Consider the following 26,623-nt stretch of genomic DNA (forward strand, 5'->3'; position numbering starts at 1 on the left):
ATTAGACAGGCTTTCCTTCATAAATGTTTCACTAAGAACCTATTTTTAATATAAAAATCAATATGTTCCACGCTATAAAATAAAGGTTACCATAGGTCATTAGCTTCAGCGCTAACTACCCTATGGTAACAAGTTTCATCTATAAAACTCTACTAACTTTATCTGGAAGTGCCGCGACCGCCGCTTTTAAAGCCACCGGATCCATTGCTACGGCCACCGCGTGAAGATCCGCCGCCGCTGTTGCGGCCGCCTTTGCCAGCAGCGCCACCCTTGGCACCGGCGTATCCGCCTTTGCTGCCTTTACCACCTTTGCCGCCTCTAGACGGGCCTGCACCGTAGCCGCTGCCTAAGCCGCCACGTGGAGTGCCTCCAGTGTAGGCACCGCCGTCCGCACCTCTAGCTACGTTCTCACTGTAGCCAGTGCTTGGTCCGCCCTTCCGGTTCGCACCGCGCGAACCGGCGCTAGGCGTTGCCGCGTTACCGCTGGCAGACGCTTCGCCTCGGGAGGCGAAGGCGCCATAGCCGCCGCCTACTCGCACTACGCCGGCAGCCTTGCCGCCGCCCTTAGGAGCAGCAGCGTCATAGCCGCTGCCGCCACGCTTGCCCGCCGCCGCATCGGAACGACCGCGGCGACCTTCTGCAGGCGCGCCCCAGCCGCCTGCTTCTTTACCGCGGCCACGGCCACCTTGCCGCGCTCCGCCTTCGCCGCGCGGAGCTCCTCCGCGGCCAGAGCTGCCGGTCTTCGGCCCGCGGCCCGTGCGCGCTGCTTCAGCGCCGCCGCTTTGGCGACCGCCGTGGCGTCCGCCGCCTTGCACAGGGATGAATTCGCCAACGCCGAATTCATCCTTCTCGTAACGGCGGCGATCCAGCCGCTGCGAGATGCCATGCTCGATCAAATCCAGACCCTCTTGATCACGTGGAGATACGAAAGTAATCGCAAGCCCTTTACCTCCAGCACGGCCAGTCCGGCCGATCCGGTGAATATAGCTATCCACATCAAGCGGCATATCATAGTTAAAGATGTGAGTGATACCTTCAACATCCAGACCCCGAGCTGCTACGTCTGTCGCTACAAGCAGCTGCAGCTTCGCATCACGGAATCTTTTCATCACGCCTTCACGTTTACCTTGGGACAAATCACCGTGCAGCTCGTCACATTCATAACCGGCTGCTTGCAGCGCTTCGTTCAGATTGGATACCCGCCGTTTCGTCCGGCAGAAAATAATTGCCAAGTAAGGACGATCCCGTTCAATGAGGGATTTGAGCGCTTCTTCTTTATTACGGTCCGAGCATTCCACTACTTGCTGTTTGATATTATCCAGCGGAATCGGAGAACCACTCTTAATGATGATATCCAATGGCTCTTTCATGTAATTAGCAGCGAGACGTTTAATCGGATCAGGCATTGTCGCGGAGAACAACATAGTCTGACGGCGATAAGGCACAGCCGTAATGATAGTCTCAACATCCTCCAAGAAGCCCATGTGCAGCATTTGATCGGCTTCGTCCAGAACGAGCATTTTTACGCCGCTAAGATCCAGCGTCTCCCGGCGCATATGATCCAAAAGTCTGCCCGGTGTACCGATGATAAGATGTCTGCCGCCTTCCAGCTTGCGCAGTTGCTTCTCTACATCCTGACCTCCGTAAACTGCCAATATTTTGATATCCGTGTGACGCGCCAGCTTGCGTGCCTCTTCTGTAATTTGCAAAGCCAGCTCACGTGTTGGAGCCATAATCAGCGCCTGAGGGTAAGCCCGCTCTGTATGGATCTTGTCCATAATTGGCAGCAAAAAGGCCAAGGTCTTCCCTGTACCTGTCTTCGCTCTAGCTATTACGTCCAAGCCCTGCACCAATGGCGGAATGGCTTCCTGTTGCACTGGCGTAGGCTTAACAATGCCTTGACTTTGAAGCAATGTACACAGTAATTCTGAAACTCCTAAATCTTTAAATCCCGGCAAATTCTCCACCTCACTATTTTCTCGGTTTAATTTGATTACATCTCTTTCTTAACTTCCGTCTTCAAAAGCCCTGTATGAGGCAGCCTGCATAGGCTGTCCTGTTCTGGGGCATATGCTTCAGATTCAGCTATATTCAAACAAAAGCGGAAGAACACCGTCACCGGCATCCTTCCGTCCCATGTATCCCTTGACCCGTTAAAAGAGTGCGGTCAAAGTTCGGTTTCTGGGCAGCAGCGATCCACCGGACGTTAAGACGGCACTCCATTTGCGTTCCATTCCACTTTATACAATAGAAGTAAAGTTAAGCTTAGAAAGTTATCTTTTATATTGTACTTGATAGAAAGGCATTTGTGTGAAACTGCTGAAGAATAATTATTCAAATCCCTTAAGCTAGAACCTTCCCGATTTAAAAATCGCATAGATCAGCCACAAGAACATCAGAAGAGCCACTACGCTGCCAACCTCCACTGTAGGGAAATTCCATAACACTGAGGGCTGTCCACGCATCGCAGTACCAATTATGAGTCCTGTCATGATGATGCTAAATGCGAGCATCACAATACTGAAAGCTAAACGGTTACCTACCCGGTCCAGCTTACGCTCCAGATTCTGCATCTCAGGTGCCACAATCTCCACCTTTATCTTCCCCTTACTGATCAGCGCGGATAACTGCTTTGCCTGCCCAGGAAGCTCCAGCAGACTCTCTGTTAAGTCCGCTACGCCTCCCAGGAACTTACGCTGCAATCGACTGCCGCTAAAGCGCTGCTTCACAAGTTCCCGCCCAAAGGGTTCCGCCATCTCCAAAATACTGATGGTTGGATCTAAGTTGCTGATGACTCCCTCCAGCGTGAGCATTGTCTTCCCTAACATCGTCAAATCCGGCGGCAGCACTAGACGGTGTTTTCGCGCTATGCCGAACAGATCATTCAGGGCTTTGCCTATGCTCATTTTGCTAAATGGAACATCATAATATTCATCCCGCAGCCGATCCATATCATCATGCAGCGCACTTCGATCAGCATCCTCAGGAATGACTCCAAGACGCAAAATTGCCCGGACCATTGCATCCGTATTTTTGCGCATCAGAGCGATAATAAGTGCAGACAGCTGCTCCTTCATCTCCTCATTCAGCCGACCCATCATGCCAAAATCAATCAAAGCCAGCTTTCCATCACCCATCCGTATAACATTGCCCGGATGAGGATCAGCATGGAAAAAACCATGAATGAAGATTTGTCTAAGCATCATCTCCACAAGTTGCTGAGCGATGGCTTTAAGCTTAACGCCTTTACTCAGCAACTCATCGCGACGACTCAGTGTTGTCCCTACCACATATTCCATCGTCAGCACTCGTGTTGACGTATAGTCCCAATAGATATCCGGGATGTACACTCCCTCATAATCCATCTGTTGATCGATTTTCTCTGCATTACGCCCCTCTTGGCTGTAATCCAGCTCGCCAAGCAGCGATTTCGAGAACTCCTCTACCATACGGCATAGCTGATATTGCCTCGCCCAAGCGAGCCGCTTTTCAGCAAGCATGCTTAAATCTTTGAGAATTTCCAAATCCCTGCTCATCGTTCGCAGAATACCCGGACGTTGAACTTTAACAGCTACGACTTGTCCACTGTGAAGCACAGCCCTATGCACCTGACCGATGGATGCCGCAGCAAGTGGCGTATCCTCAAAAGAATTAAAGATTTCATCCATATGCTGGTCCAGTTCCTGCTCAATGATCGCGCGCACGCGGTCGACAGGAAAAGGAGGCACATTATCCTGTAGTTTTACCAATTCCTGAATAATAGAATCAGGCAGCAGATCTGAACGGGTACTGGCGAGTTGTCCCAGCTTAATAAAGGTTGGACCCAAATCCTCCAGCACCAGCCGAATCCGCTCCCCGAGCGTAAGGCTTGTGTGTGCTTCCTGCGTTACAAGACGACGTGGAAGGGATAGTAAGTGATAGAGCCCCAGCTCTTCCACCATATAGCCAAAACCATGGCGCATAAGCGCCATGGCGATTGCCCGGTAACGTCCGGCATGTCTAATGCGTACTGCCATTTAGTCCGAACGCGTTTCCGCCGATGTTCCCTCTAGATGGGAAATTCCCTCTAGCTCGGCCAACCGGCGCTCCAATACTGCAATTCGCCCTTCCAGCTCGGCAATATCGTTTTGTACAGGCACATTCATTTCCTTCAGCACGCGTTGTACTTGCTCTTGTACAGCAGATTTGAACATGCCTCGTTCTTCCTCACCACGTTCAATCAACCGATCGACGAGAGCCCTAGATTCCGAAGGAGCAAGCTCCCCGCGTTTCACTAGTTCTTCAACAACCTTCTCTACTTTTTCCTTACTGACAATGGTGAGGCCCACTCCTAAAGAGATCGCTTTTTTAAACAAATCACTCATGGCACTTTCCTCCCAAAGATTCCGTTTCATTACATAACGGAGTTTATGATTAAAGTATACCCCACTGTGTACGTATTTCAAAAAAAACACAACATTGCTTAGTTAGTGACCGGAATACGGGCAGCCCAAGTAGCCGCCTGTAGAATTAGTTTACGTAGTGCCGGATGACGGAAGGAGGGTTCATGATGACCAGGCATAAGGAATACTACTCGTCCTAAACCATAGCTATGGCACCATGCAGCTGGAATCCATTGCCCCTCAGATTCATATTGAAGCAGAATAGTCCGTTCTGTGAACGGGTCAAATTCAAAATGATAGGGCTCCTCATCCAATTGGAAATCTTCCACACCTTCGGTGATGTCATGCTCTAGAACTTTGAAGTTCAGGGGTTCGTAAGCTGTGTGTCCGTTAAATCGACCCCCGATTAGCTGTGCAAGCTCGTTACGTTTCGTCAGCGAAGCTCCCGTATGAAGAACAATGAGTCCGCCTCCTCCACTTACGTAGCTGAGCAAACCAGCCGTTTGTTGAGGGGAGACTGTTTCGTTCCACAATTCATTGTAAGCAATACATAGGTCATAACTTGCTAAATGCTCAATGCGCATTAATTTTTTATTTTCTGAACATTGCACGGTTAATAAATCATTTAAGATCTCACTAATTTGTTGGTCCACTCCTTGAAGTGGATGAAACCGGGGATGGGTGTAATCACCAAGTAATAGACATTTTCTCTTGTCCATGGGATCCTCCTCCTTATTCGTTGTTATTATTCGTCACATGTTGCCTATATTCTAAGGAAAACTGCCGCGAATGTCCATGCAGATGGCAGGTATATTGCTCTTTGGGCTTATTTTTCCGGGTAAAAAAGCATCCCCGGCCATGATAACAGGCGGGAATGCTTCTGTGCGATAACGTCATTCGTGTAAAGCTGACGCAACTTGTGACTTAGCGATTCGCCGCCACATATTTGCCTAGCTCTACAATCATGCTTCCCATCCGTTCATGCTCAGGCATAATGATACGCTGTACGCCCTCTTCTTTAAGCGCCTCAGAGGTAATCCGTCCTACAGAAACAGCAAGCACTTTATCCTCGAAAGACTTCAGCATTTCTTCCAGCTTTCCCTGTTCCCGGGCAAATTGACAGAGGAAACGAAACTGTGGTGCACTCGTAAAAGCCACGGCATCAATTTTGCCTGATATGATTTCTAGAAGCAATCTTTCCAGTTCGCCCGGCTCAGGTGGGGTATGGCGATACGGCAGCACTTGGCGGGTAGTAGCCCCAGCCTCCTGCAGCCATGCAAGCATATGAGGAGCTGGATCGCCGTGCAGCTGAAGAACGACTTCTTTCCCCTGCAAATTCAGGGATTGAAGCCCACGAATCAATCCGATTGTACTTCCGTCGTCGTCACGAACCTCCGGCGTAAGTCCTCTTTTTTTCAAAGCATTCACTGTCTTATAACCCCGTGCGGCAATAATAGAACCAGAAAGTACTTCTAAGAAACGTTCTTCGATCCCCATTCGCTCAGCCATATCGAAGAGAGCATCAAGTCCCATCCCTGTAGTCAGGATCGCCAAGTAGGGAGGCTGATTGATCCATGCATTCAAACCTTCCTGCAAGGCCTCGTCATCAAGAAATACAGTTCCTTGAGCAGGCCGGCCTACTGCCGTCCCCCCCATATTCTGAACCAGCTTGGCCATTTCTTCCGATTTGCGTGGACCCGCCAAGGCGACAGTGATCCCTTTTAATTGCTCTGCCATTTCCTATTATCTCTCCTCTCTCCATTGCCTAACCCAACATTATTGTTTATCAGTATACTTGCAAAGGAGTTCAAAAGGGAAGATAAAAAGCACGGTTCTCCTATCAGAAATCATTCTTATTACCAGAAGCGTTTATCTTAAAGCGACTCGCCAGCTTCTGCAGTTCTTCTGCAAGACGGCTAAGGTCGGTAGACGAGGATGCCATCTCCTCTACAGAAGCAAGCTGCTCTTGTGCGGCAGTTGCGATAGTTTCTGTATTCACAGCCGCCTCTTCCGATATGCCGCGAATTTCCCCAATAGCCTTCTCCATATCATTAGATTCCACCAATAAAGTCTGCACAACCCCACCCATGGCTTCAATCTTCTCCGCGGCACTCTTTACTGCTCTTCGGATACGGGAGAAAGAACGTCCGGAAGTATCCACAGCCTCAATGCCTTCGGATACGCGCTGTTTGGTGTCTTCCATCGTATGAGTTACCAGCAGCATTTCACTATTAATAGCGGTAATCTGTTCGGCAATCAAATGTGCGGATCTCTCTGATTCCTCTGCCAGCTTACGCACCTCGGCAGCAACCACCGCAAATCCACGCCCTTGTTCCCCGGCTCTGGCTGCCTCAATGGAAGCATTGAGAGCCAGCAGGTTGGTCTGGCGGGCAATCCCGGTGATGACACCAACAATGCCCTCAATTTGACTGGTTCTTTCATTCAGCTTGTCAATTACACTGCCCAGCTCTCCGACCGTTTCATGGATACCATTGATTTTATCCACCACGCTGATAACCGAATCATTACCTTCCGATGCTGAGAGTGAAGTCTTGTCCATCATTGTGGATACTTGCTCCATATATGTGGAAATCTGCTCGACCTCACTAGCTGTAGCGGCAGTGCTCTCCATTCCTTTTCGTACACTAACCACCTGTCGCTCCGTCCCTGCCGCTACGTCCTGAATCGCTATGGTCACCTGCTCAATCGTTTGGGCAGTCTGATCCGCACTAGCCGTCAGTTCTTCCGCTGAGGAGGATACATTGCTTGTCATCTCCTGCACGCCAATGATCATCTCGCGCAAGCTGATCAGCATTAATTGAAAATTCTCTGCCAGCAGCCCTATTTCATCTTTACGGAAAACACCCATGTCTTCCGACAGATCACCTTTGGCTATCACCGCAGTTGCTTTCCGCAGCCGGAAAAGCGGTCTCAAAATCGATTGAATATTAAAATAGATCACAACCAGCGCAAGCAGAACGGAAACTACAATAACAAGCAGAGCTGTATCGCGGATTCCACTAGTTGCTGAGTTAACCTCGTCAATGCTGATCGTACCTCCGATTCTCCAACCCGTCAGTTCATTGACCATAAAGGTCATCTTTTTGGACGTATCCTTGAAGACATAATCGAAGACCCCTTGTTCTTTCTCGAACATTTTCTTAACAAAATCATCAGACGATTCCTGCCCGATAGCTTCTGTAGGATGAACTAGAAACTTCTTGCTGTTATCAACGATAAGGATATAACCTTCCTTGCCTACCTTAATTGAGGTCAGCTCCCCTAAAGTAGACAGGTTAAGATTCATTGTGATCACCCCATCACCGCCCTTAAGAACCGTTGATATCGCAATCGCGGTTTCCTTATTTACGGTTTGAAAAGCCGGAGAAATCACTGCCCCTTTTCCTTGCTTCAGAGAATTAATATAGGCGCTTTCCTGCCTTGGATCATAACCCTCTGGCAGCTTAGCATCTAAAGCATGAATACCCTTGCCATTGCTTGTACCCACATAAATGTCCAGTACATCCGGATGCAGCGCCACATATTCCTTCAGTCTGGCTTTTACAGCAGAGGAAGTCCCCCCAGATCCCTCACTGTTGATCCCCTCAGATGAAAACTCCGCGGCAAAATAGGAAATCGCATCTATTTTGGATTGAATATTAGAGTTAATGATTTCATTTACGGCCAACACACTTTCGGTAGCATTGTTCACCAGTTGATCTTCCACTTCCTGGCTGGCAGCTTGATAGGTTCGCCAGCCTATTATAATACTGGGCAGCAGCAGTATTATTAGGTATGTAAGAATTAACTTGGTACGGATAGTCATACCCGCATTTTTTTTCATAGACGTCATCATCTCTCTCTCATCTGAGTCTTAGGCAAGGATACATTTACCAGACTTAATATATAATTTAAAATCTGTTTTAGGAACCGATTTTCCTCCTATCTTTCTTTGTTTTTCTCATTTTTTTTGAGAATTGTCATATAAATGCAACAAAAAAGGCCGCCTCAATGAAAGCGGTCTCTCCGGATATACATATTATTACCGCAGCACAGGCTCCGGCACCTCTATCCTAATTATTCTTTTTGTTCTTACAGTTTGGGCAGACGCCCCCGAATACTACATGAGCATGACCAATGGTATAACCGGTATCCTTGGCCACTGTATTCATCCATTCACGCGGAACTTGATTCATAACCTCATCCACTGCTCCACAAACCTCACAAATGATATGCTGGTGATCATCCATACGTGCGTCATATCTGCTAGCAGCTTCACCAAGCTTAAGCTCACGAATCATTTGTTTATCTGAAAGATAACGCAGAGAGTTATATACCGTACCGTATGCTAAGCTATGTCCCTGCTCTACTAGCCGATTCATTACTTCCGCAGCAGTAGGATGGTCATGTGAATTAAGGACGATATCGTAAACGGCTTGACGTTGGGAGGTCAAATTTAGACTTTTCATTCCTATCATCCTCTAACTTATTTTTAGATCAAGTATAAATCTTGTGAATGGGAACGTCAATCCCATTTTTATCCACATGTTACTTTACAAGCTACCTAATCATTCCTGAATATTTAATGTTTACATCAGCCTTCACTTGGAAATCAAGTTTAGAATAGAGCTCCTTCCACACTTTCATTTCCGTATCGTTATTAAAATGCCTTGCTCCATAATGCAGCCCCCAACCCAAGGGATCTAGGCCACTGGCTTGTATTTTGGTCAGCAATGCTAAGATATCCGCTTCCAATTCCTTTTCCCCGGCTTCCTGGATCTTCTTCAACATGTGATGTGTCACCAGATCTGGGCTACTACTCTCTTCGAGAATACCTTTTATCTTAATATGATAACGAATAGTAGCTTTCCCATGCTCTGGTGTTACGATTTTATAGTGCGAGGATGACCTCTCTGTGTAATATTGAAACATAATTCCCTCGGAATGGGCGGGTAAGTTAGTCCGCAGATTCGGGCGTGACAGCAGATTATATAGCCGGGTCTCATTTGGCGTAAGAACCATTTTGATTTTCTCATTATTCAGCAGAGCAATTTTATCAATTAAAAACTCCTTATCCCCTTTGGCCTCAATAATCGGCAGGATTGGATCAATCCCCTCCTCAAAGATATTTCTCATCAGCTGAAAGGAATACACACTAGAAATAAATGGAGACTCTGTGCCTTGTCCACTCATAGCCAGAATAAGAGAATTCGATGGGATCCGCTCCGATTCGGGTCTTACCTTCAGCACTTGAAGTGCTTCCGGACGCCCTATTGCAAAATTGACAATAAGCTGGATATCTCTACGTCGCACAGCCCAATCCATAACATGGAGAATATCTTCACGGGCAACCCCTTCCCCCAAAACAATTGATTTACAATGGGAGTAATCAAGCTCCTTTTCCACTCTGGATTTCATTCTACGAAGGGCTTCCGAAATGCTTGGAGATTCCTCAGTCAAGATTTGCATCTTCTCATCAATCTTAGTAACATCCCCCTGAGGGATGGCAAGCTTCAAGCTAATCTTAAAATTCCCTGCTTCTGTACCTTGGTCAACGCCGATCGCTAACACGAAAATCCGCAAATCAATCTCCTTGAAGTCACAACCGGGAAGAAGAAGGAGCAAGGTAATTCCAATTCCAGCAAGTACTCTTCTCATAGCTTCCCCCTCCTAGCTTTGCGATAACAATAAAACAACAGAGCGATGATGAACATCTCACCAAACCAGCGAATTTGCAGAAACCAGGCACCAAACATATTAAGTTGATACTGATCCTGCCCCATTAAGGACAGAACCATCGCGCTAAACAAGCCTAGGATGCCCCACTCTTTCCAGCGCTCTGCTTTTGGGGACTGTTTTTTTGCAGATGAAAGAGCACCTTTAAAAAGCTCTAAACCTCCATGCCAATGAACGATTACACTCACCAGAGATAAACTTAAATAGGCAAAATAAAAAATAAACAGCATCCGTTCAATAATAAAGGATTCCATCCGAATACTGTCGGCCGTCGAGAACCATGTATACACATGTCTATCAATAGCAACGGTTCCGAAATAGCCGATGGGAACTAAAAAAGTCAAGAGTAATACGAAAAGACCCTCCACACCTAAAATCCAGACATGCTTCAGCTTCAGCCCATGAAATACCCGATTAAATATGGCCAGGTTTAAGTAACCGCTAAACGAAAAGGTAGCCGCCGCAAGGCTCATTAGGTCCGGCTTATGCCAGAAGTATGTAGTGACCTGCAGAACAGAATCCCAATTAAAGTCCGGATTGGTCAATGCTTTTACGAGGCCATAAATAATTAAAGGTAAGGATACGCTGAGAATGATTTCAAGCCCATACAAGAGTGATAGAGAATCGAAGCGACAGCAGATGCAGACCAAGACTAAAAAACTGATCACAACCGTATAAGGACTCGAATCCGGACTGATAAACCGCAGCGTAATATCTACAAAAGAAAGCAATGTAACTCCCCCGGCCACACACCATAAGCCAGCAAAAAGGACCAGTAAGATTCTGGATAACTTCTTAGGAAGCAAAGAGTTAAATATTTCCGGTAACCCCTTGCCGGGGAATTTAGCAATCAGTACAGTAAATATATAGACAAACAAAGTGCCCAAAATCGTTCCGATTAGTATGGACATCAAAGCGCCACCAAAACGTCTGTCTATTAGTTCCCTTGGAACAAAATTAATGATGTTGATCAGGCTGTTCATCAGAAAAAGACAGTAGAAATAACGGCTTTTGGCCATCAATGCTCTCCACCCTTCTTCTTGCCGAGATTATCGAGAAAAAACAATCTGAAATAAGGTTGTCCGAAGGTACGCTGTTTGCATAAATACATTGCGAATCCCACGACACAGACTACTACCCCAACCAATCCTAAAAAAGCTGCGGCAATTAAAAAAATATACTTCAGCACTCGTATGGACAAGCTCATCATATTCAGCGGAATTAGAAAATTAGATATCGCAACAGCAGAAACCAATATGATCATGATATTTCCTACAAGTCCTGCTGCCGTCGCTGCCTGCCCCAAGATAAGCCCCCCTACCGTCGTGGCCGTTGGACCAATTGCCTTGGGGAGCCGTAAGCTCGCCTCAGTCAGAAACTCCATCATCATGAGCATTAAAAGCACTTCCACAAAAGATGGATAAGGCACAGTCGCACGACTGCCCGCAATAAGCAAGGCAATCTGCACACGAATAATCTCTGGGTTATACGAGGTGAGTGTTACATAGAGCGCAGGCAGCCACAACGTCATGCACACACCGATAATCCGAAGCAGCTTTAGGAATCGCCCCACGATAGGAAATTGTATTTTATCATCCATGGATGTAAAGAAATCATTAAAAATAGAAGGCAGCACTATCGCATAACCGGTTGTATCCAGCACTATCGCTACTTTTCCTTCAGACAAATTAAACACCACTCTATCCGGTCTTTCGGTGATGATGGACTTAGGGAGTATTCTTAATTTGTCACTGCTTATAAACTTCTCAAGCTCTCCTGTAGCCTGCAAAATATCAACCTTTAGCGTTCCCATCTTCTCCCTTAATTCTTTTAAAACGTTATGGTCAACACGACTGTCATCGTATAAAATAGCTATCTTTGTTTTAGAGACATCGCCGATGACCATGGTCTCCATTTTGAGATTAGTGGATTGATAACGCCGCCGAATCATGTTCAAATTAATCGCTATATCCTCTGTCAGTGCATCTGACGGCCCCTGTGAAATACTTTCGGCAGACGTTTCACTAACACCGCTGCTCTCCGTACTCATAGCATCGAAGAAATATATCACATCTTTTATACCCAGAAGCACATAACCACTGAGCAAAAGGTCGATCGCCTTCTCTCTCGTAGTCGCCTCTTCAGTGCCCGGATAAGTCATAATGTAATCCTGATAAGCGCTAATACTCTCCATTTCATAAAACGGCGCAATCACGTGGCGGCTGAGTGTCTGCGCATCTGTAACACTTTTGATATAGAGCAGGTTGATTTGCCCAAAAGGGGCAACGCTTGTTTTATCGATTAAATCCGCGAACCCGTTCAGCTGATCTTTGATCCATTCCAGAGAAATATTGTCCTTATCCTGTTGAACTGACATGGAACATCATCCCTCCTATTTATCCTTTACGTCCCAGTTTCCACCTTATTTTGGCACTGTTTCTCTGAATTCATGCACAGCACGATGGAATGGGAAGTTTCTTTTCACAGGACTGTGGTAATAAATGAGATGAAGATTGTAAAGATGGAGGGATAATAGATGGACCCAAACCGTAAAATAACGCAAAGTCTTCCACAATTTCCGGAATCATTATGGAGAGATACCACGGATTTACCGGCTTTTCCAAAGCTGGCTGAAGATATTTCTACAGATGTGGCAGTGGTAGGCGGTGGAATTACAGGCATTACAACAGCCTATCTCCTCAGCAACGCAGGCTACAAAGTCACGCTCTTAGAAGCCGGAGAAATTCTGAGTGGCACTACGGGTTTTACCAGTGCAAAAATCTCAGCACAGCACGGGTTAATCTATCATCATTTGATAAAGCATTTTGGGCAGGAGCAAGCCCGGCTCTATTATCGCTCGAACAGCGAGGCTATGAATTGGATCCAGAATACGGCTGAGGAACTTGAAGTATCCTGCGGCATGAAACATGAGGCGGCTTTTCTGTACGCGGATGCTGAAGATCATAAAACGCTTAAACAACTGGAGGAAGAGTATAAAGCCTATGAACAATTGGGTCTGCCCGGAGAATGGCTAGATAACGTCTCTATCCCTCTGATGGCCAGTGGTGCCATTAAATTACCAGGACAAGCCCGCTTTCACCCGCTGCAATATCTGAAGGGGCTACTGAAGGTCATTCAGGATAAAGGTGGCGTAATCTATGAGCATACGATGATGGCGGATAAGGTGGAGAAGAACGATAAGCTTACGCTTTTTACTGAAAAGGACGAGCATCGGATCACCTGCCGCTACGCCGTTTCAGCTTCTCATTTCCCATTCTACGATGGAGGAGCACTATATTTCTCGCGGCTGCATGCTGAACGTTCCTACTGTCTGGCGATCCAGCCTGAAACGGATTTTGAGGGTGGAATGTATCTAAGTGCAAGCGAACCCACCCGTTCTCTTCGTGCAGTAGAGTGGGAAGGCAGGAATCTGGTCATTGTCGGGGGAGACAACCATAAGACAGGCCAGGGCATCTGTACGATAGGACATTATGAGAATTTGGAGCTATTCGCAGGAAATCTGCTCGGCATCAAAACAATCCCTTACCGCTGGGCAGCACAGGATTTAATCACCCTAGACAGAGTGCCCTACATCGGCAAGATTTCGGACAACGAAGAGATTTATATCGCCACAGGTTTTGGAAAATGGGGCATGACAAGCGGTACGCTGGCCGCACAGATTATCTCGGATCAGATTCAGCGCAAAGATAATCCGTATACCGAATTGTACGATCCGTCCCGCTTCAAAGCTGGCACCAGTCTAAAAAACTTCATCGTGCAAAATGCCAATGTGGCAAAAGAGCTCGTGGCGGGCAAAGTGGAAATCGTCCATAAAAAGACAACTGATTTGGAAGCTGACGAAGGAGCCGTTGTGTTCCATGATGGCAAACGTGTGGGAGCTTATAAGGATACAGAAGGTAAACTTCATCTGGTGGATAGAACCTGTACCCATATGGGCTGTGAATGCGAATGGAACAACGGGGATCGTTCTTGGGATTGCCCTTGCCATGGTTCCCGCTTCTCCTACGATGGCGAGGTTTTAGAGGGCCCAGCTTCGGTACCGCTGACGAAACTCCATGAATAATACCTTTCATGAAAAGGCAGTTCGGCTTCATGAAAATTTGCAGACCATTTTCTAAGGGGCGATTGTAATTGCCCTACAGCATTCAGGTATAATAAGACTTGAATGAAGCAGCTGCTTCAAAAAAGTTTGAAGGAGAGTGACGATAGAGATGGATTTGAGAGGAAAGAGTGTTGTAATTACTGGTGCAGGCAAAGGGATCGGAAAAGCCTTGGCTATGGCACTGGCTAAGGAAGGTGCTAATTTAGGCCTGATCTCCAGAACTTCAGGTGATCTCGAAGCGTTAAAATCAGCCTTAACGGAAGTATATGACGTTAAAGTCAGCATTGCCGTGGCCGATATCGCCGTACGCGAAGAAGCTGAACGTGCTGTTGCTTCCCTGCAAAATGAGCTTGGAGCATTTGATGCATTAATCAACAATGCCGGGATCGCAAAATTCGGCACTTTAGTAGAAATGGATCCTGCAGACTGGGAGCGCCACATCCAAGTTAATCTTTACGGTACTTATTACGTAACCCGTGCTGCACTGCCTGCGATGATTGAGAAAAATGGCGGAAATATCATCAATATTTCATCCACAGCCGGAGAACGTGGCTTCGCGACAGGCTCTGCTTATTGCGCGTCCAAGTTCGCTCTCATGGGCATGACCGAAGCCCTCGCACAAGAAGTGCGCAAACACAATATCCGCGTCGTAGCTTTGACTCCAAGCACCGTCAACACTGGCCTAGCTTCCAATGCTGGACTTAAAATCGGTGACGAAGACCGCATGATGCAACCTGAAGATGTTGCTGAATTGGCACTGACAGCTTTGAAGCTGCCGGATCGCGTCTTCCTAAAAACAGCAGGACTATGGACCACCAATCCGCAATAAAATCGCGCTGGACGCGGGGGGAGCCGGGTGATCTGGGGGATTGCATTTTGTGCAATAGAATCGCTCTAGACGAGGGTGAGGCCTTGGGTGATTGCACTTTGTGCGGGATAACGCTTCAGGATTGCTCTGCTCCGTTTTCTCATTGCACTTTGTGCAATTGAATCCCTCTAGCTGAGGGCGAAACCTTGGGTGATTGCACGTGCACGTGGTGCAATCAGTTTAGTGGCTCCCCTCCTTTTAGGCGATTTGGGCTTGATTCTATTGTACAGAATGCAACAGACTGCCTTATTCAGATAACATTCAGGCTATTCTGTTGCACATTCTGCAATGCAACTTCATTTGGGGGCTTTATTAGGGAACTGGGACTGGAATTAGGTGCTAGCTGTAATGGTGGTTTTGAGTAAAAACTTTGGAGTTGGGTTGGCACTTTGGCTTAGAGTAACATTACGGTTGAGGTGGCACTTTACTTGCGGTAGTTACTTTAACGTGCAATAGTTACTTTAACTTGCTATAGCCACTTTACTTGCAGTAGACACTTTGATTTTTCGCAGGTACCTGAGTTTGCACAATACTTAACGTTTAAATAGATAATAGTTGCACTTTGTACATCTATTCAGCGCAATTAGAGTAGAAATCATACTTTAATTGCACTCTATACAGTTAAAAGAAGGCTAATCTCGGCGATTCACCAGATTCGCACAAATTAGTTGCAGAGAATACACTTATTCGATCGTTTCTGGTGTGACGGATAATTTAAGTGTACAAAGTGCAATTAAACGCCCGCACTCTTGTGTCTTGTGGGATGGTCTTTTATTTTGTTAGTTGAAAATCACGATGTTACCTTGAGATATTGGCTAATTTTCGAGGTTCCCATGTTATATTATTTCGATTCACAATGTCCTGAAAAATATACTAACTTTCTGATCGGAGGTTTATCTATCATGCTGGTAGTAACTAATACTATTAAAGTAAAAGAAGGCCATGGCGAAGCTATTGCTCAACGTTTCGGAGGAAATAATGGTGTGCAGGTTATGCCAGGGTTTGTACGTATGGAGGTTTGGCGTGGAAATGCCAAGGAAGGTGTCGAGGAACTAAAAATCTGCACCGTATGGGAGAATGAGGATGCATTCAAAGGCTGGACCTCCAGCGAGTCATTCCGTCAGTCGCACCGTGGTGCTGGTGGTAATGACGCAATCCTGGGTGCTTCCATCGATAAATATGAACTAATGATCAGCCGCACGCCCAGTAACTAAGGATTTGGACCACCCAAACAGAGCAGTAGTAGCTAGATTGAACCAGCATTGTGTACGGAATGGTAGCCCGATAAGTACAGTTAACTAATTGACTATTAATGCTAGGTAACCGGTGATACGAGCTAATTAACTATTATTGATGCAGCCACCTAATTGTCTTTTACCACTGGGTTAACCAATGGAGCCACCTAATTAACTTTTACCTCCGGGCTAGCCAATGCAGCGCGCTAATTGTCTTCTACCACTGGGCTAAGACAATCAGCCGCTAATTAACACAGTTATCGCTTCTAAATGCTAATTGCTACAGTAAAAACTTAGAGTAATTATCGTCCAGCTGACTGATTGATTAGCCTAATAGATACTGTTCAGTTAGTTGGTACAAGCAGCGCTATTATCCAGCGATGTCCTGTGCCCAAGCCTAAAACAAACAGGGATGTCCGGAGCCAATATGGCTCTGAGACATCCCTGTTTGTTTATAAACTCATTATTTACTTACATCTGGCTGAGGGGTCTCCACCTCTTGATGTTTACCCGGCCAGAACGACCAACGGCCAAAGAGCGTTGTAATAGCTGGTACAAGGAACGGCCGAACCACGAAGGTATCCAGCAGAACACCAAGAGCGGTGATGATACCGAACTGCACAAGCACCTGAATCGGCAAGCTTGCCAATACAGCAAATGTACCTGCCAGAATGAGGCCGGCAGAGGTAATTACCGAGCTGGTCTCATTCACTCCTTCCGCGATAGCCTGCTTAAGCGGCATGGTTTTACGCTTTTTCCAGATATTCGAGATCATGAAGATGTTGTAGTCTTCTCCAAGTGCCACCAAGAAAACAAAGGAATACAGTGGGATCGCTCCCTGAATAGCATCTGCTCCCATCACATAGTGAATGATAATCCAGCCTAAGCCAAGCGCTGAGAAGAAGGAGAGAATAACGGTGCCGACCAGATAGATGGTGGCCACTATTGAACGCAGATATATCAACAACAGTACAGTGATCATTCCGATGACTACGGGGATAATCAGATCGGTGTCCCGATCCCCAATCTCTTTAGTGTCGTGCTGTGTCGCCGTCTGTCCGCTTACCCACACGTGATCCGCAGGGTTCGCAACGTCTACATCGATTAATGCCTGCTCTGCGGTATCAAGAAGGGTGGGAATATGCCCCATCGCTTCTAGTGAGTAAGGATTGCTTTTAAATTCAATATCAAAACCAACAATATCTTTGTTTACTGCCCCCTGCTGCGGATCGGAAACCGTGTCCACATAGGTGAGTCCGCCAAGAATGACCTTTAGATCCTCTCCGCTCGCTTTTCCTTGGGTATCAATAATCAGCTTCGCTGGAGCTAATTCTCCGGGAGAGAACTGTTTGCCAATAAGGTCGAAACCTTCGCGGGACTCCATATTTTTAGGAAAAGAGGATAGGATATCATAGGTAAATTTGATGCCACTGGAGAATGAAGCCAGAATCCCCAGTCCGATAACGGTCACACCCACGATAGCCCATGGCCGGGTTACTACCAAGCCGCCAATACCCTTTTTACGGGAAACCTTGAGTTCAGGAACAGGTTTGCCTTTAGCCTTAGCCCGTTCTACCTCCATTTGCGGTGTGCGCGGAATGAATGGGAAGAACGAGGTCCTTCCGAAGATTGCCAGCAGTGCTGGTACGAGAGTTAGACTGGCAATTCCCATGATGAAGATAGATACGCTGAATGGAACGGCAAATCGATGATAAGCTCCATACTTAGCCAGCAATAACGCGAACAGCGCGAGCACGACGGTGAAGCCACTCATAGCAATGGCGCCTGAAGATTCGGTAATGGAGCGAAGAAGCGCACGACTCTTACTCTCTTCTACCTTCAACAGCTGCCGGAACCGTGAGATCAGGAACAGGCAATAGTCCGTACCAGCTCCGAATAGCAAAACAGTCATAATCGAGACAGCCTGTGAATCTACTGTGATCCAGCCTTCTTGTGCCATTTTTCCAAGAATCGGACTAGTTACACCATAAGCGAATCCAACCGCAATAAGTGGAATAAAAGCCAAGATCGGTGAACGATAAATCACCAATAAGAACACCAGCACAAGCATAACCGTAGCAATTAACAAGGAAACGTCTGCGTTCTGAAACAGGCCTGAAGCATCTATAGAGATGCCCACTGGACCCGTAACACGTAAACTCAGGTCTTTTCCATCTACCTTAGCCGCGGAGGGGTCTCCACCCGTCTCTGTGTTTATGATCTTCTTCATTTCTGTCACAGCTTCACCGAGCTGATCACTATCTGCCGTTTTATCAAAAAGCACCGGGGTTACCAGCGTGCTAAGATCCTCAGATAACGAGGCTTGTAATGCCTGTGGCGGCAGTTGTCCTAATGGGGGAACAAAATTCTGATGGGGCAATGGTTGCTGCTCCAACTTCTTGTACACAGCAGTGATATGTACTAAATCATCTTGTGAAAGCCCACCTTCTCTATGCCATACGAGCAGCGCCGGCACTCCACTTCCACTAGGGAATTCTTGCTCTGCAATAGCTGCTGCCTGTACCGATTGTGAATCATCTGGGAGGTTAGGCGCATTATTAGCAACCTGAGAATTCACTGCAGGCCATAACAGGGTAAGTGCACCTACAAGCACTATCCATACGAGAAGAGTAATCCACTTCGTCTTTTTTCCTGCCACCCATTTTCCGTAGCCTGACATTCCCTTCATCCTCTCCTTTACCTTGCAGCCTTAAAAATGAGCCGCGGGTCATTTTTTATTCTATCATATATATGCTTTAATTTTTAATCAAACTTTTTTTATTTTTCAGAAAAATTAAAACACATCATCACATATAAAATACCCCTCTCTTCACATAAAAAATCAGCAACATGTGAAAAGAGGGGTTTATGGGTTATCTATACTTTTTTCTTCACTTCAATTTAGCCTACGTCCAAATCTCCTTCAGAGAACTGACTGTTATAGAGATCCGCATAGAATCCGCCTTGGGCCAGCAGTTCTTCGTGGTTGCCTTTCTCGATTACACTACCTTGATTCATGACAAGGATGAGATCCGCATCACGAATCGTCGAGAGACGGTGGGCAATAACGAAGCTGGTTCTGTTTTGCATGAGCGCATTCATCGCTTTTTGAATCAGCAATTCAGTCCGTGTATCGACACTGCTCGTGGCTTCATCAAGAATAAGGATCGATGGATCGGCCAGAATAGCGCGAGCAATAGTAATCAACTGCTTCTGTCCTTGTGAAATATTAGAAGCTTCTTCATTTAACACCGTATTGTAGCCAAGCGGAAGTGTGCGGATAAAGTGATCGGCATGCGCAGCTTTGGCAGCCCGCACCACATCAGCTTCAGATGCACCTTCACGACCGTAAGCAATGTTGTCACGAATCGTACCGTTAAAGAGCCAGGTATCCTGAAGCACCATACCAAACTTGCTACGTAGGTCACTCCGTTTCATGTCGGTAATGTTGACGCCATCAATGATAATTTCCCCGTCGTTAAGCTCGTAGAAGCGCATCAGCAGGTTAATCAAAGTGGTTTTACCAGCACCAGTTGGACCGACAATCGCTATAGTCTGACCTGGACTAACCTCAATATTCATGTCCTCAATCAGAATAGCATCCTCTTTATAGCCGAATTTCACATGACGGAACTCAACGGAACCTTCCGGAGCACCTTCATCAAGCTTCACAAGTGTACTATTAACTTCCTTAACTTCCTCTTCTTCATCCAGAAGTTCAAATACACGTTCTGCGGAAGCAATGGTGGATTGAATAATGTTAGCAATATTAGCCGTTTGTGCAATCGGCTGGGTGAACTGACGTGAATATTGAATGAAGGCTTGGATATCCCCGACATCAATCATTTTTTTAGTAACAAAAATACCACCCACAACACAGATAAGCACATAACCCAAGTTACCGATAAACATCATAAGCGGCATAATCATACCTGACATAAATTGAGACCGCCAGCCAGAATCATAAAGCTTATCATTTATTTCATCAAAATCTTTAAGCGACTGCGGTTCGCGGCCGAAAGCTTTAATAATCCGGTGCCCCGTATACATTTCCTCTACATGACCATTCAACTGGCCAAGCGATTTCTGCTGTCTCACAAAATAAGTCTGCGAACGTTTAGAGATCGCCATAATCACAATAAAGCTGAGTGGCAACGTAGTAATCGTGATTAACGTCAGCCATGGGCTGATGGTAAGCATCATCACAATAACACCAATAATAGTGACGATTGAAGTAATTAGCTGCGTTAAACTTTGCTGCAACGTGGTACTGATGTTATCTACGTCATTCGTAGCACGGCTGAGAATTTCCCCGTGTGTACGGGAGTCAAAATATTTTAAAGGTAAACGCTCCAGCTTGCTGTTGATCTGCTCACGCATGTCATAAACTACCTTCTGCGCTACACCCGCCATTACATATTGCTGAATGTAACTAAACAAAGCACTAAGCAGATACAATCCCGCGAGCAGGATCAGAATATCATTAATATATCCAAAATCAATGGAGGCACCTTCTACACCCATCAGTTTACCGTAAGCACCTTCGAACAGTTTGGTTGTAGCTTTACCCATAACTTTTGGACTGAAGATACTGAACACCGTACTGGCAATCGCCATAATTAGTACAATAATCAATTGAACCATACGCGGGCGCAAGTATTTGATTAGGCGACGAAGTGTACCTTTAAAATCTTTAGCTTTTTCTGCCGGCATCCTCATTCCAGGACCACCCGGTCCACCCGGTCCTTTATGGCCGCGGGGAGCTGCAGGTTTATGTTCTCTGTTTTGTTCGCTCATGCTATTTCCTCCTCTGACAGCTGCGAGGATACGATCTCGCGGTACACATCACTGCTCTCGAGCAGTTCACGGTGAGTGCCCATTCCAGCAATTTCACCCTCATCAATTACAATAATCCGGTCCGCATCCATAACGGTGCTAACCCGTTGAGCTACGATCAATACGGTGGATTCCGTAGTTTCAGATTTGAGAGCCGCGCGAAGTTTGGCATCTGTCTTGAAATCAAGAGCTGAGAAGCTATCGTCAAACAGATAAACCTCAGGTTTTCTCACAAGCGCCCGAGCAATGGACAACCGCTGTTTCTGACCACCTGAGACGTTATTCCCGCCCTGAGCAATTTCTGAGTCAAACCCATCCTTCATCGCGGATACGAAATCGTAGGCTTGAGCCACCTTAGATGCATGAATGATTTCTTCATCCGTAGCATCCTCTTTACCGTAGCGGATGTTCTCATTAATCGTACCCGAGAACAATACTGCTTTTTGTGGGATGTAACCGATTTTGCTCCGCAGCTCTTCCTGTGTCATCTCACGTACATCCACTCCGTCTACGCGTACAGCACCTTCATTAACATCATAGAATCTTGGAATCAGGCTAAGCAGTGTAGATTTACCCGATCCGGTACCCCCGATAATTGCGGTAACTTCACCCGGACGAGCACTAAAGCTAATTTTCGAAAGTGCAGGCTGTTCTGCCCCTGGATAGGAAAAAGATACATTCTCAAACTCAACAAAACCACGCAAAGAATCGCGTCCGTCTTTTTTAGTAGCTTGAGCTGTTGTATGCAGTTCACTCTCAGTAGGATCTGTAAATTCAGGCTGCATATCCAGTACCTCATTGATACGCACGGCTGAAGCTGAAGCACGCGGAATTAACACGAACATCATCGATACCATAATCAGAGAGAACATAATTTGCATTGCATATTGGATAAATGCCATCAGGGACCCAACTTGCAAGTCGCCATCACCAATTCGGATTCCACCAAAATAAAGAATAGCAATCATAGAAAAGTTCATTACAATCATCATCAGCGGCATCAGGCCGGCCATAATTTTATTGACCTTGATAGCTGTATCCGTAAGATCACGGTTAGCTTCAGTGAAACGTCTATTCTCATGATCAATCCGGTTAAAAGAACGAATAACACGAATACCTGTCAGATGCTCACGCAGCACCAGGTTTAATTTATCAAGCTTAATCTGAATGGCTTTAAACAGTGGCAGACCCTTCATCCCAATAAAGAAGATCGCCCCTACAAGTACAGGAATAACGACTACAAAAATCAATGATAATTTAGCATCTTCAGATACTGCCATGATGATACCACCAATCATCATCATCGGTGCTCCGATCATCATGCGCAACATCATAGTAAGTACCGTTTGAACTTGTGTAATATCATTTGTTGTACGTGTAATCAAGGAAGCTGTACCCAGCTTATCGAATTCATGCAGCGTAAAATTTTCTACATGGTTAAATACTCGTGCACGGGTAAGTTTACCAAACCCGGCTGCTACTTTTGCCGATAAGTAACTGGCAATTACCGAACATAAAGCACCGCCACCTGCAACCAGGAGCATGAAACTACCTATTTTCCAAATATAAGCGCGATCTCCTTGAACAATCCCTTTGTCGACGATGTCGGACATCAGAGTAGGAAGGTATAAATCGCCCATGGACTGCAAAAATACAAGGATTAATACAGCACCAATAGCTACCCTAAAAGGCTTCAGTTGTTTAAATAATTTAATCAAGCTTCTCATCTCCGTTCATTTGTAGCCTATCCCAATCAGGTGGTGGATTATCCTCAACGTATTCATGTACCTTAAGCAATAGCTCTGTGAGCTGTTTAGTGTCTTTTTCGCCTAAGTGTTGCACAAGCTTATCAAGCATCACATCACGATAATGTTCTGCTTTTCGTGTGAGTTCTTTTCCACTTTCCGTTAATTTCACGCGTACAACTCTTCGGTCCGAAGGATCCGCGCGTCTTTCCACCATCTGTTTCGCTTCAAGACTGTTAATCAGCTGCGTGATGGTAGGAGGAGTGAATCCAAGTAGTCGGCTGATTTCAGACACCTTGAGACCCTCTTCATCAGAATGATTCCATTTTTCAATGCATATCATTAAAGTCATCTCACTTGGCTTGTGGCCCTCAACGCCCTTTTGCCATTGAGCTTTGTGCAGGCGTTTCATCGCCGCAAAAAGCCCGTGTGCGACTGAATTTTCAGTATTTTCTGTATTTCCTCCGTTTATCCCAATTTCCTTCACCTCTGTTTTAGTTAGGTCAACTAATTATTAAACACTATATTATTTAGGCTACCTAATTATATTTTCGCCAGATTACTTTGTCAAATTATGAATACGCTATCAATTATTACGAAAAAGAAAACTCCCCAGCACGAGTGCAAGGGAGTAGTTATCGGTTTATGTATTGCTCTGTATTTTAAGGATTGAATAGATGTTTTCATCCCTTAGAACCAAGCTCCGTGCTCATAGGTTGTAATGCCTCCATTACTTCCAGAGCCCACAGGTCCAATGATAATGAAGCTAAACAATGCTAACACGCTTACCATCATCAACAGTGATTTTTTCATTTTTTCTCACCCCCTTTACTAGTTCTCTATATTTATCCTGTTGAGAAGCAGTAGCGTAATCCCTGCTCGTCTCAAATAAGGTTATACAATTAATGAAATCTTTTCCGTTGTTTTGCTTTATAGATAACTCCAAAGATTTCAGAAGATAATCTACACCTGTGCTATAACATTGCTTATTTATTTCATAGATTGCTACTTGATAGTACAAACGAAATACGCGATCTACATTATTAGGCTCCTGGAACCCTTCAAACCTCAACATTTCTCGTGAGAATCGTGTAAGTACACTGTCAGCAGAGAACCCGTAACGATTAGCAGCATCCATAATAGTTATAAGCCCAGCTAAGATTTCACCTGGGTGATCTGCTAAAAAGGCCGCGTAGGAAGATAGAACATCCACATTACCCATCAACAACTCAATTGTGAAACCATTGCCCATTGCGAATAACCGAAATTGTTCTACCGCCTGACGACCTTCTTCGTTCATCATTTCAAACCAGCCAAGATCTGCGTAGCCTGCAGTATACTTTTTGGCTTCTTCATATTTACCTTGCTTGGTCAGCGAAATCGCTTTAAGCAAATACCCATGACCGTAATAAACCACTAATGGACGTTCCGTATGAAGAACTTCCTTACGTTTATCCACATTACTTCGTAGTTGCTCGCGGTAAACAGCATTAGCCAGCGTTCTTAGCTCATCAGCGAACGACTCCATTTTATTCCATCGACGAAGATCGAAACATAACTGTGTCAAAGTTAAGAGACCATCCAATTGCATATTTTCTGGTAGACGATTCCTGAAAGGTTCAAAAGTAATAACTGCATGTAACTTCTCGTCTGAATCGACGATGGATAAAATTGCTCTAAAAATACGATAATGACTTATTGCGAGCCGCTCCGAGTAACTGTCGGACTCATTCTCAGCTACAACTTTATAAAAAAATATCGATTCATCTATTTTACCTTTTTTAAACAATTTATCAGCTACCGAATAAACGATATCCAGAGACTTCGGATATTCCAGTAATCTGCTTAAAGTGTCCTCAATACAAGGCTGTTTGCCCAATTCAGCACAACGAATCAAAAAAGGCTCCACTCTACGGCGTGAGACCTTCTCATCATTGAAGCATTCATCAACATATAGAGGATATAACCAACCTTCTGGAAAACCAAAGGCTTTTATAATTGCATCTACTTGTCCCAAGGACATAGGCTTCGGCGGATTTCCATGCAGAATTGCACTGAGGCTGCCTCGATTCAGGCCACAAATTTTTGAAAATGAGGCGAGATTATGGCCGGAGCGGGACAAATTTTTCTCAATTTCTGAGCGTATAGTTGTTAACTTTCCCTCCACTCGGCACCCCCAAAGTTTGACTTGAAAAGATTCTATTAATTGACATTATAGGTGAAAGTTATGGATTGTACAACAAATAGATTGTACGACAAATAGAGGAGCCTAATACGCTCCTCTAGATCAGTAACATCTTCATAGTATTATAATTCTATGTTGTTGGTAGTTTAGCTAACAGTGATGGCGGTTTTGGAACTTCTACTATAGGATGTAATGCCGGCTTTCCGGTTACGCAAATTTTCCATCATCTTATTTTGTGCCAGCAAAATATAGCTGTCTAATCGCTCACTGAGCTCTAGAACAGCACGGTCACTAAGACTCCGTTGCTCTGCAACCTCCAGCAATTCACATCTAAGACTCTCTATAGTTACAAGTAGCTCATCTTCTTTATAATCTTTTCTATGATTATTCTTGGAGGAATTTGGATTTTGTGTCACATCTCTCTCCTTCTCTCTATCAACATCTTCTCCTATCATAAGTCATGATACCAAAAAACATATTTTCAAAAAAAAGAAAAATTGTAGAGCTTCTAACAAAAACGGAATTACTACTTATTCAGAGTCCTCCGCAAGTTCGTCAGAGAGCTCATTTGGATACTGTTCTCGCAAAAGTCCCTTTGCAAAAGCAATCCATTCGCGTGCCGCAAAAGATAAATAACGGTCTCTACGCCACGCCATAGCAAGCTGCCACGGAATTACCGGATCCGTCAAAGGCACAACGACCAATCGTGAACGATCCATATCCCGGCAAATGGTTTCTGGCAGCAATGCGATTCCCATTCCGGCAGCCACCATACGGCTAATTAAGTCCCATTGGGAGCTCTCATAGATAACCTTAGGCTGAAATCCCGCCTTCACACATTCCGTAATAATCCGATCATGCAGCGTAAAATCCTCCCGGAACAGCACAAACTCCTCTTCGGCTAGTTCACTTAACGGAACAAGGTCTGCCTCGGCCAATCTATGTCCAACAGGTAAAATAAGATTCAGCTTCTCTTCAACAAAGGTGAAGCAATGAAGTTTGGCTGTATTTACAGGCAGCACAACCATTCCGATATCCAACAAGCCCGTTTCTACATCTTCCTCCACTTTTTTCGCGCCATCCTCATGCAGACGAATAGTAACCTGCGGATAACGTTTATGAAATTGACCAATCACCGAAGGAAAAAAGCTCGCTCCTACCATTGGAGGCAGACCGATGCGGATGTGGCCCTGCTCCAAATTTCGTAAGCTATCCAGCTCAGAAGACAAGCTGGCGAACGACTCCACGATATTTTGCGCTTTGGTGAACAGAATTTCCCCCGCATCTGTAAGCCGGACACTTTTCCCTTCACGGTAAAACAAATCAGCCTCCAGCTCGATCTCCATATTCCGGATCATTTTACTGATCGTAGGTTGTGAAATATATAAGGATTCGGCAGCCCGAGTAAAGCTTTTCATTCGTGCTACTTGGACGAAATATTCTAATTGTCGGATATCCATTTTCCAACCTCCGATCCATAGACAAAAGGAATGTCATTTATTCAATCTATTCA

At 45.5% G+C, this 26,623-nt stretch carries 20 protein-coding genes; 3 read left to right on the forward strand and 17 right to left on the reverse strand.

The features are described 5' to 3' along the window. Positions 1-158: 158 nt before the first annotated feature. The 10 genes from MHB56_RS12870 to MHB56_RS12915 form a co-directional block, all read right to left on the reverse strand. The gene (locus MHB56_RS12870) at positions 159-1,958 is read right to left on the reverse strand and encodes a DEAD/DEAH box helicase (RefSeq protein ID WP_341143646.1); all 1,800 of its coding nucleotides are present in this window, start codon (positions 1,956-1,958) and stop codon (positions 159-161) included. Between the two features lie 390 nt (positions 1,959-2,348). Beyond that, on the reverse strand, positions 2,349-4,016 hold the full coding sequence (locus MHB56_RS12875) for an ABC1 kinase family protein (RefSeq protein ID WP_076182022.1): 1,668 nt from the start codon (positions 4,014-4,016) through the stop codon (positions 2,349-2,351). Continuing rightward, the gene (locus MHB56_RS12880) at positions 4,017-4,364 is read right to left on the reverse strand and encodes a phasin family protein (RefSeq protein WP_036681962.1); all 348 of its coding nucleotides are present in this window, start codon (positions 4,362-4,364) and stop codon (positions 4,017-4,019) included. A gap of 98 nt (positions 4,365-4,462) precedes the next feature. Then, positions 4,463-5,101 (reverse strand): ThuA domain-containing protein, encoded by a 639-nt coding sequence (locus tag MHB56_RS12885; RefSeq protein WP_076123974.1) that lies wholly within the window; start codon positions 5,099-5,101, stop codon positions 4,463-4,465. 205 nt (positions 5,102-5,306) lie between these two features. Next, positions 5,307-6,119 (reverse strand): uroporphyrinogen-III synthase, encoded by an 813-nt coding sequence (locus MHB56_RS12890; RefSeq protein WP_076123976.1) that lies wholly within the window; start codon positions 6,117-6,119, stop codon positions 5,307-5,309. Positions 6,120-6,222: 103 nt separating this feature from the next. Further along, positions 6,223-8,226 carry a methyl-accepting chemotaxis protein gene (locus MHB56_RS12895; protein ID WP_175623594.1) on the reverse strand — a complete coding sequence of 668 codons (2,004 nt, stop codon included), beginning with the start codon at positions 8,224-8,226 and terminating at the stop codon, positions 6,223-6,225. A gap of 229 nt (positions 8,227-8,455) precedes the next feature. Further along, positions 8,456-8,851, reverse strand: a complete 396-nt coding sequence (locus MHB56_RS12900; protein ID WP_076123979.1) for a Fur family transcriptional regulator — start codon at positions 8,849-8,851, stop codon at positions 8,456-8,458. A gap of 91 nt (positions 8,852-8,942) precedes the next feature. Beyond that, positions 8,943-10,040: a Ger(x)C family spore germination protein gene (locus MHB56_RS12905; protein WP_076191747.1), complete on the reverse strand. Its 1,098-nt coding sequence runs from the start codon at positions 10,038-10,040 to the stop codon at positions 8,943-8,945. Continuing rightward, positions 10,037-11,137, reverse strand: coding sequence for a GerAB/ArcD/ProY family transporter (locus tag MHB56_RS12910; RefSeq protein WP_280753192.1), 1,101 nt, complete (start codon positions 11,135-11,137; stop codon positions 10,037-10,039). Before MHB56_RS12910 ends, MHB56_RS12905 begins: the two co-directional genes overlap by 4 nt. Beyond that, positions 11,137-12,495 (reverse strand): spore germination protein, encoded by a 1,359-nt coding sequence (locus MHB56_RS12915; RefSeq protein ID WP_076123985.1) that lies wholly within the window; start codon positions 12,493-12,495, stop codon positions 11,137-11,139. Before MHB56_RS12915 ends, MHB56_RS12910 begins: the two co-directional genes overlap by 1 nt. A 159-nt stretch (positions 12,496-12,654) precedes the next feature. On the opposite strand from MHB56_RS12915, the gene MHB56_RS12920 reads away from it, so the two are divergent. The 3 genes from MHB56_RS12920 (at position 12,655) to MHB56_RS12930 (ending at position 16,323) form a co-directional block, all read left to right on the forward strand. Further along, entirely contained in the window at positions 12,655-14,202 is a 1,548-nt protein-coding gene (locus MHB56_RS12920) for an FAD-dependent oxidoreductase (protein WP_076191737.1), read from the forward strand. 148 nt (positions 14,203-14,350) lie between these two features. Continuing rightward, positions 14,351-15,070 (forward strand): 3-ketoacyl-ACP reductase, encoded by a 720-nt coding sequence (locus MHB56_RS12925; RefSeq protein WP_036681981.1) that lies wholly within the window; start codon positions 14,351-14,353, stop codon positions 15,068-15,070. 941 nt (positions 15,071-16,011) lie between these two features. Then, a complete protein-coding gene (locus tag MHB56_RS12930; protein WP_280753193.1) occupies positions 16,012-16,323 on the forward strand; it encodes an antibiotic biosynthesis monooxygenase in 312 nt (103 codons plus the stop codon). Between the two features lie 484 nt (positions 16,324-16,807). On the opposite strand, the gene MHB56_RS12935 is transcribed toward MHB56_RS12930, so the two are convergent. The 7 genes from MHB56_RS12935 to cidR form a co-directional block, all read right to left on the reverse strand. Continuing rightward, positions 16,808-19,033, reverse strand: a complete 2,226-nt coding sequence (locus tag MHB56_RS12935; RefSeq protein WP_076123989.1) for an MMPL family transporter — start codon at positions 19,031-19,033, stop codon at positions 16,808-16,810. Between the two features lie 212 nt (positions 19,034-19,245). Continuing rightward, on the reverse strand, positions 19,246-21,141 hold the full coding sequence (locus MHB56_RS12940) for an ABC transporter ATP-binding protein (protein ID WP_076182009.1): 1,896 nt from the start codon (positions 21,139-21,141) through the stop codon (positions 19,246-19,248). After that, positions 21,138-22,898, reverse strand: a complete 1,761-nt coding sequence (locus MHB56_RS12945; RefSeq protein WP_076123992.1) for an ABC transporter ATP-binding protein — start codon at positions 22,896-22,898, stop codon at positions 21,138-21,140. Before MHB56_RS12945 ends, MHB56_RS12940 begins: the two co-directional genes overlap by 4 nt. Then, a complete protein-coding gene (locus MHB56_RS12950; RefSeq protein ID WP_081383179.1) occupies positions 22,891-23,412 on the reverse strand; it encodes a MarR family winged helix-turn-helix transcriptional regulator in 522 nt (173 codons plus the stop codon). The genes MHB56_RS12945 and MHB56_RS12950 overlap by 8 nt, the downstream gene beginning before the upstream one ends. A gap of 279 nt (positions 23,413-23,691) precedes the next feature. Beyond that, positions 23,692-25,092 (reverse strand): DNA-binding protein, encoded by a 1,401-nt coding sequence (locus tag MHB56_RS12955; protein WP_076123994.1) that lies wholly within the window; start codon positions 25,090-25,092, stop codon positions 23,692-23,694. A 164-nt stretch (positions 25,093-25,256) separates the two neighbouring features. Next, the gene (locus MHB56_RS12960) at positions 25,257-25,526 is read right to left on the reverse strand and encodes an aspartyl-phosphate phosphatase Spo0E family protein (RefSeq protein ID WP_076099698.1); all 270 of its coding nucleotides are present in this window, start codon (positions 25,524-25,526) and stop codon (positions 25,257-25,259) included. A gap of 114 nt (positions 25,527-25,640) precedes the next feature. Beyond that, positions 25,641-26,570 (reverse strand): cidABC operon transcriptional activator CidR, encoded by a 930-nt coding sequence (gene cidR / locus MHB56_RS12965; protein WP_341143647.1) that lies wholly within the window; start codon positions 26,568-26,570, stop codon positions 25,641-25,643. Between the last annotated feature and the right edge of the window lie 53 nt (positions 26,571-26,623).

Source organism: Paenibacillus sp. FSL H8-0315 (assembly GCF_038005365.1).
Lineage (GTDB): Bacteria > Bacillota > Bacilli > Paenibacillales > Paenibacillaceae > Paenibacillus_AQ > Paenibacillus_AQ odorifer.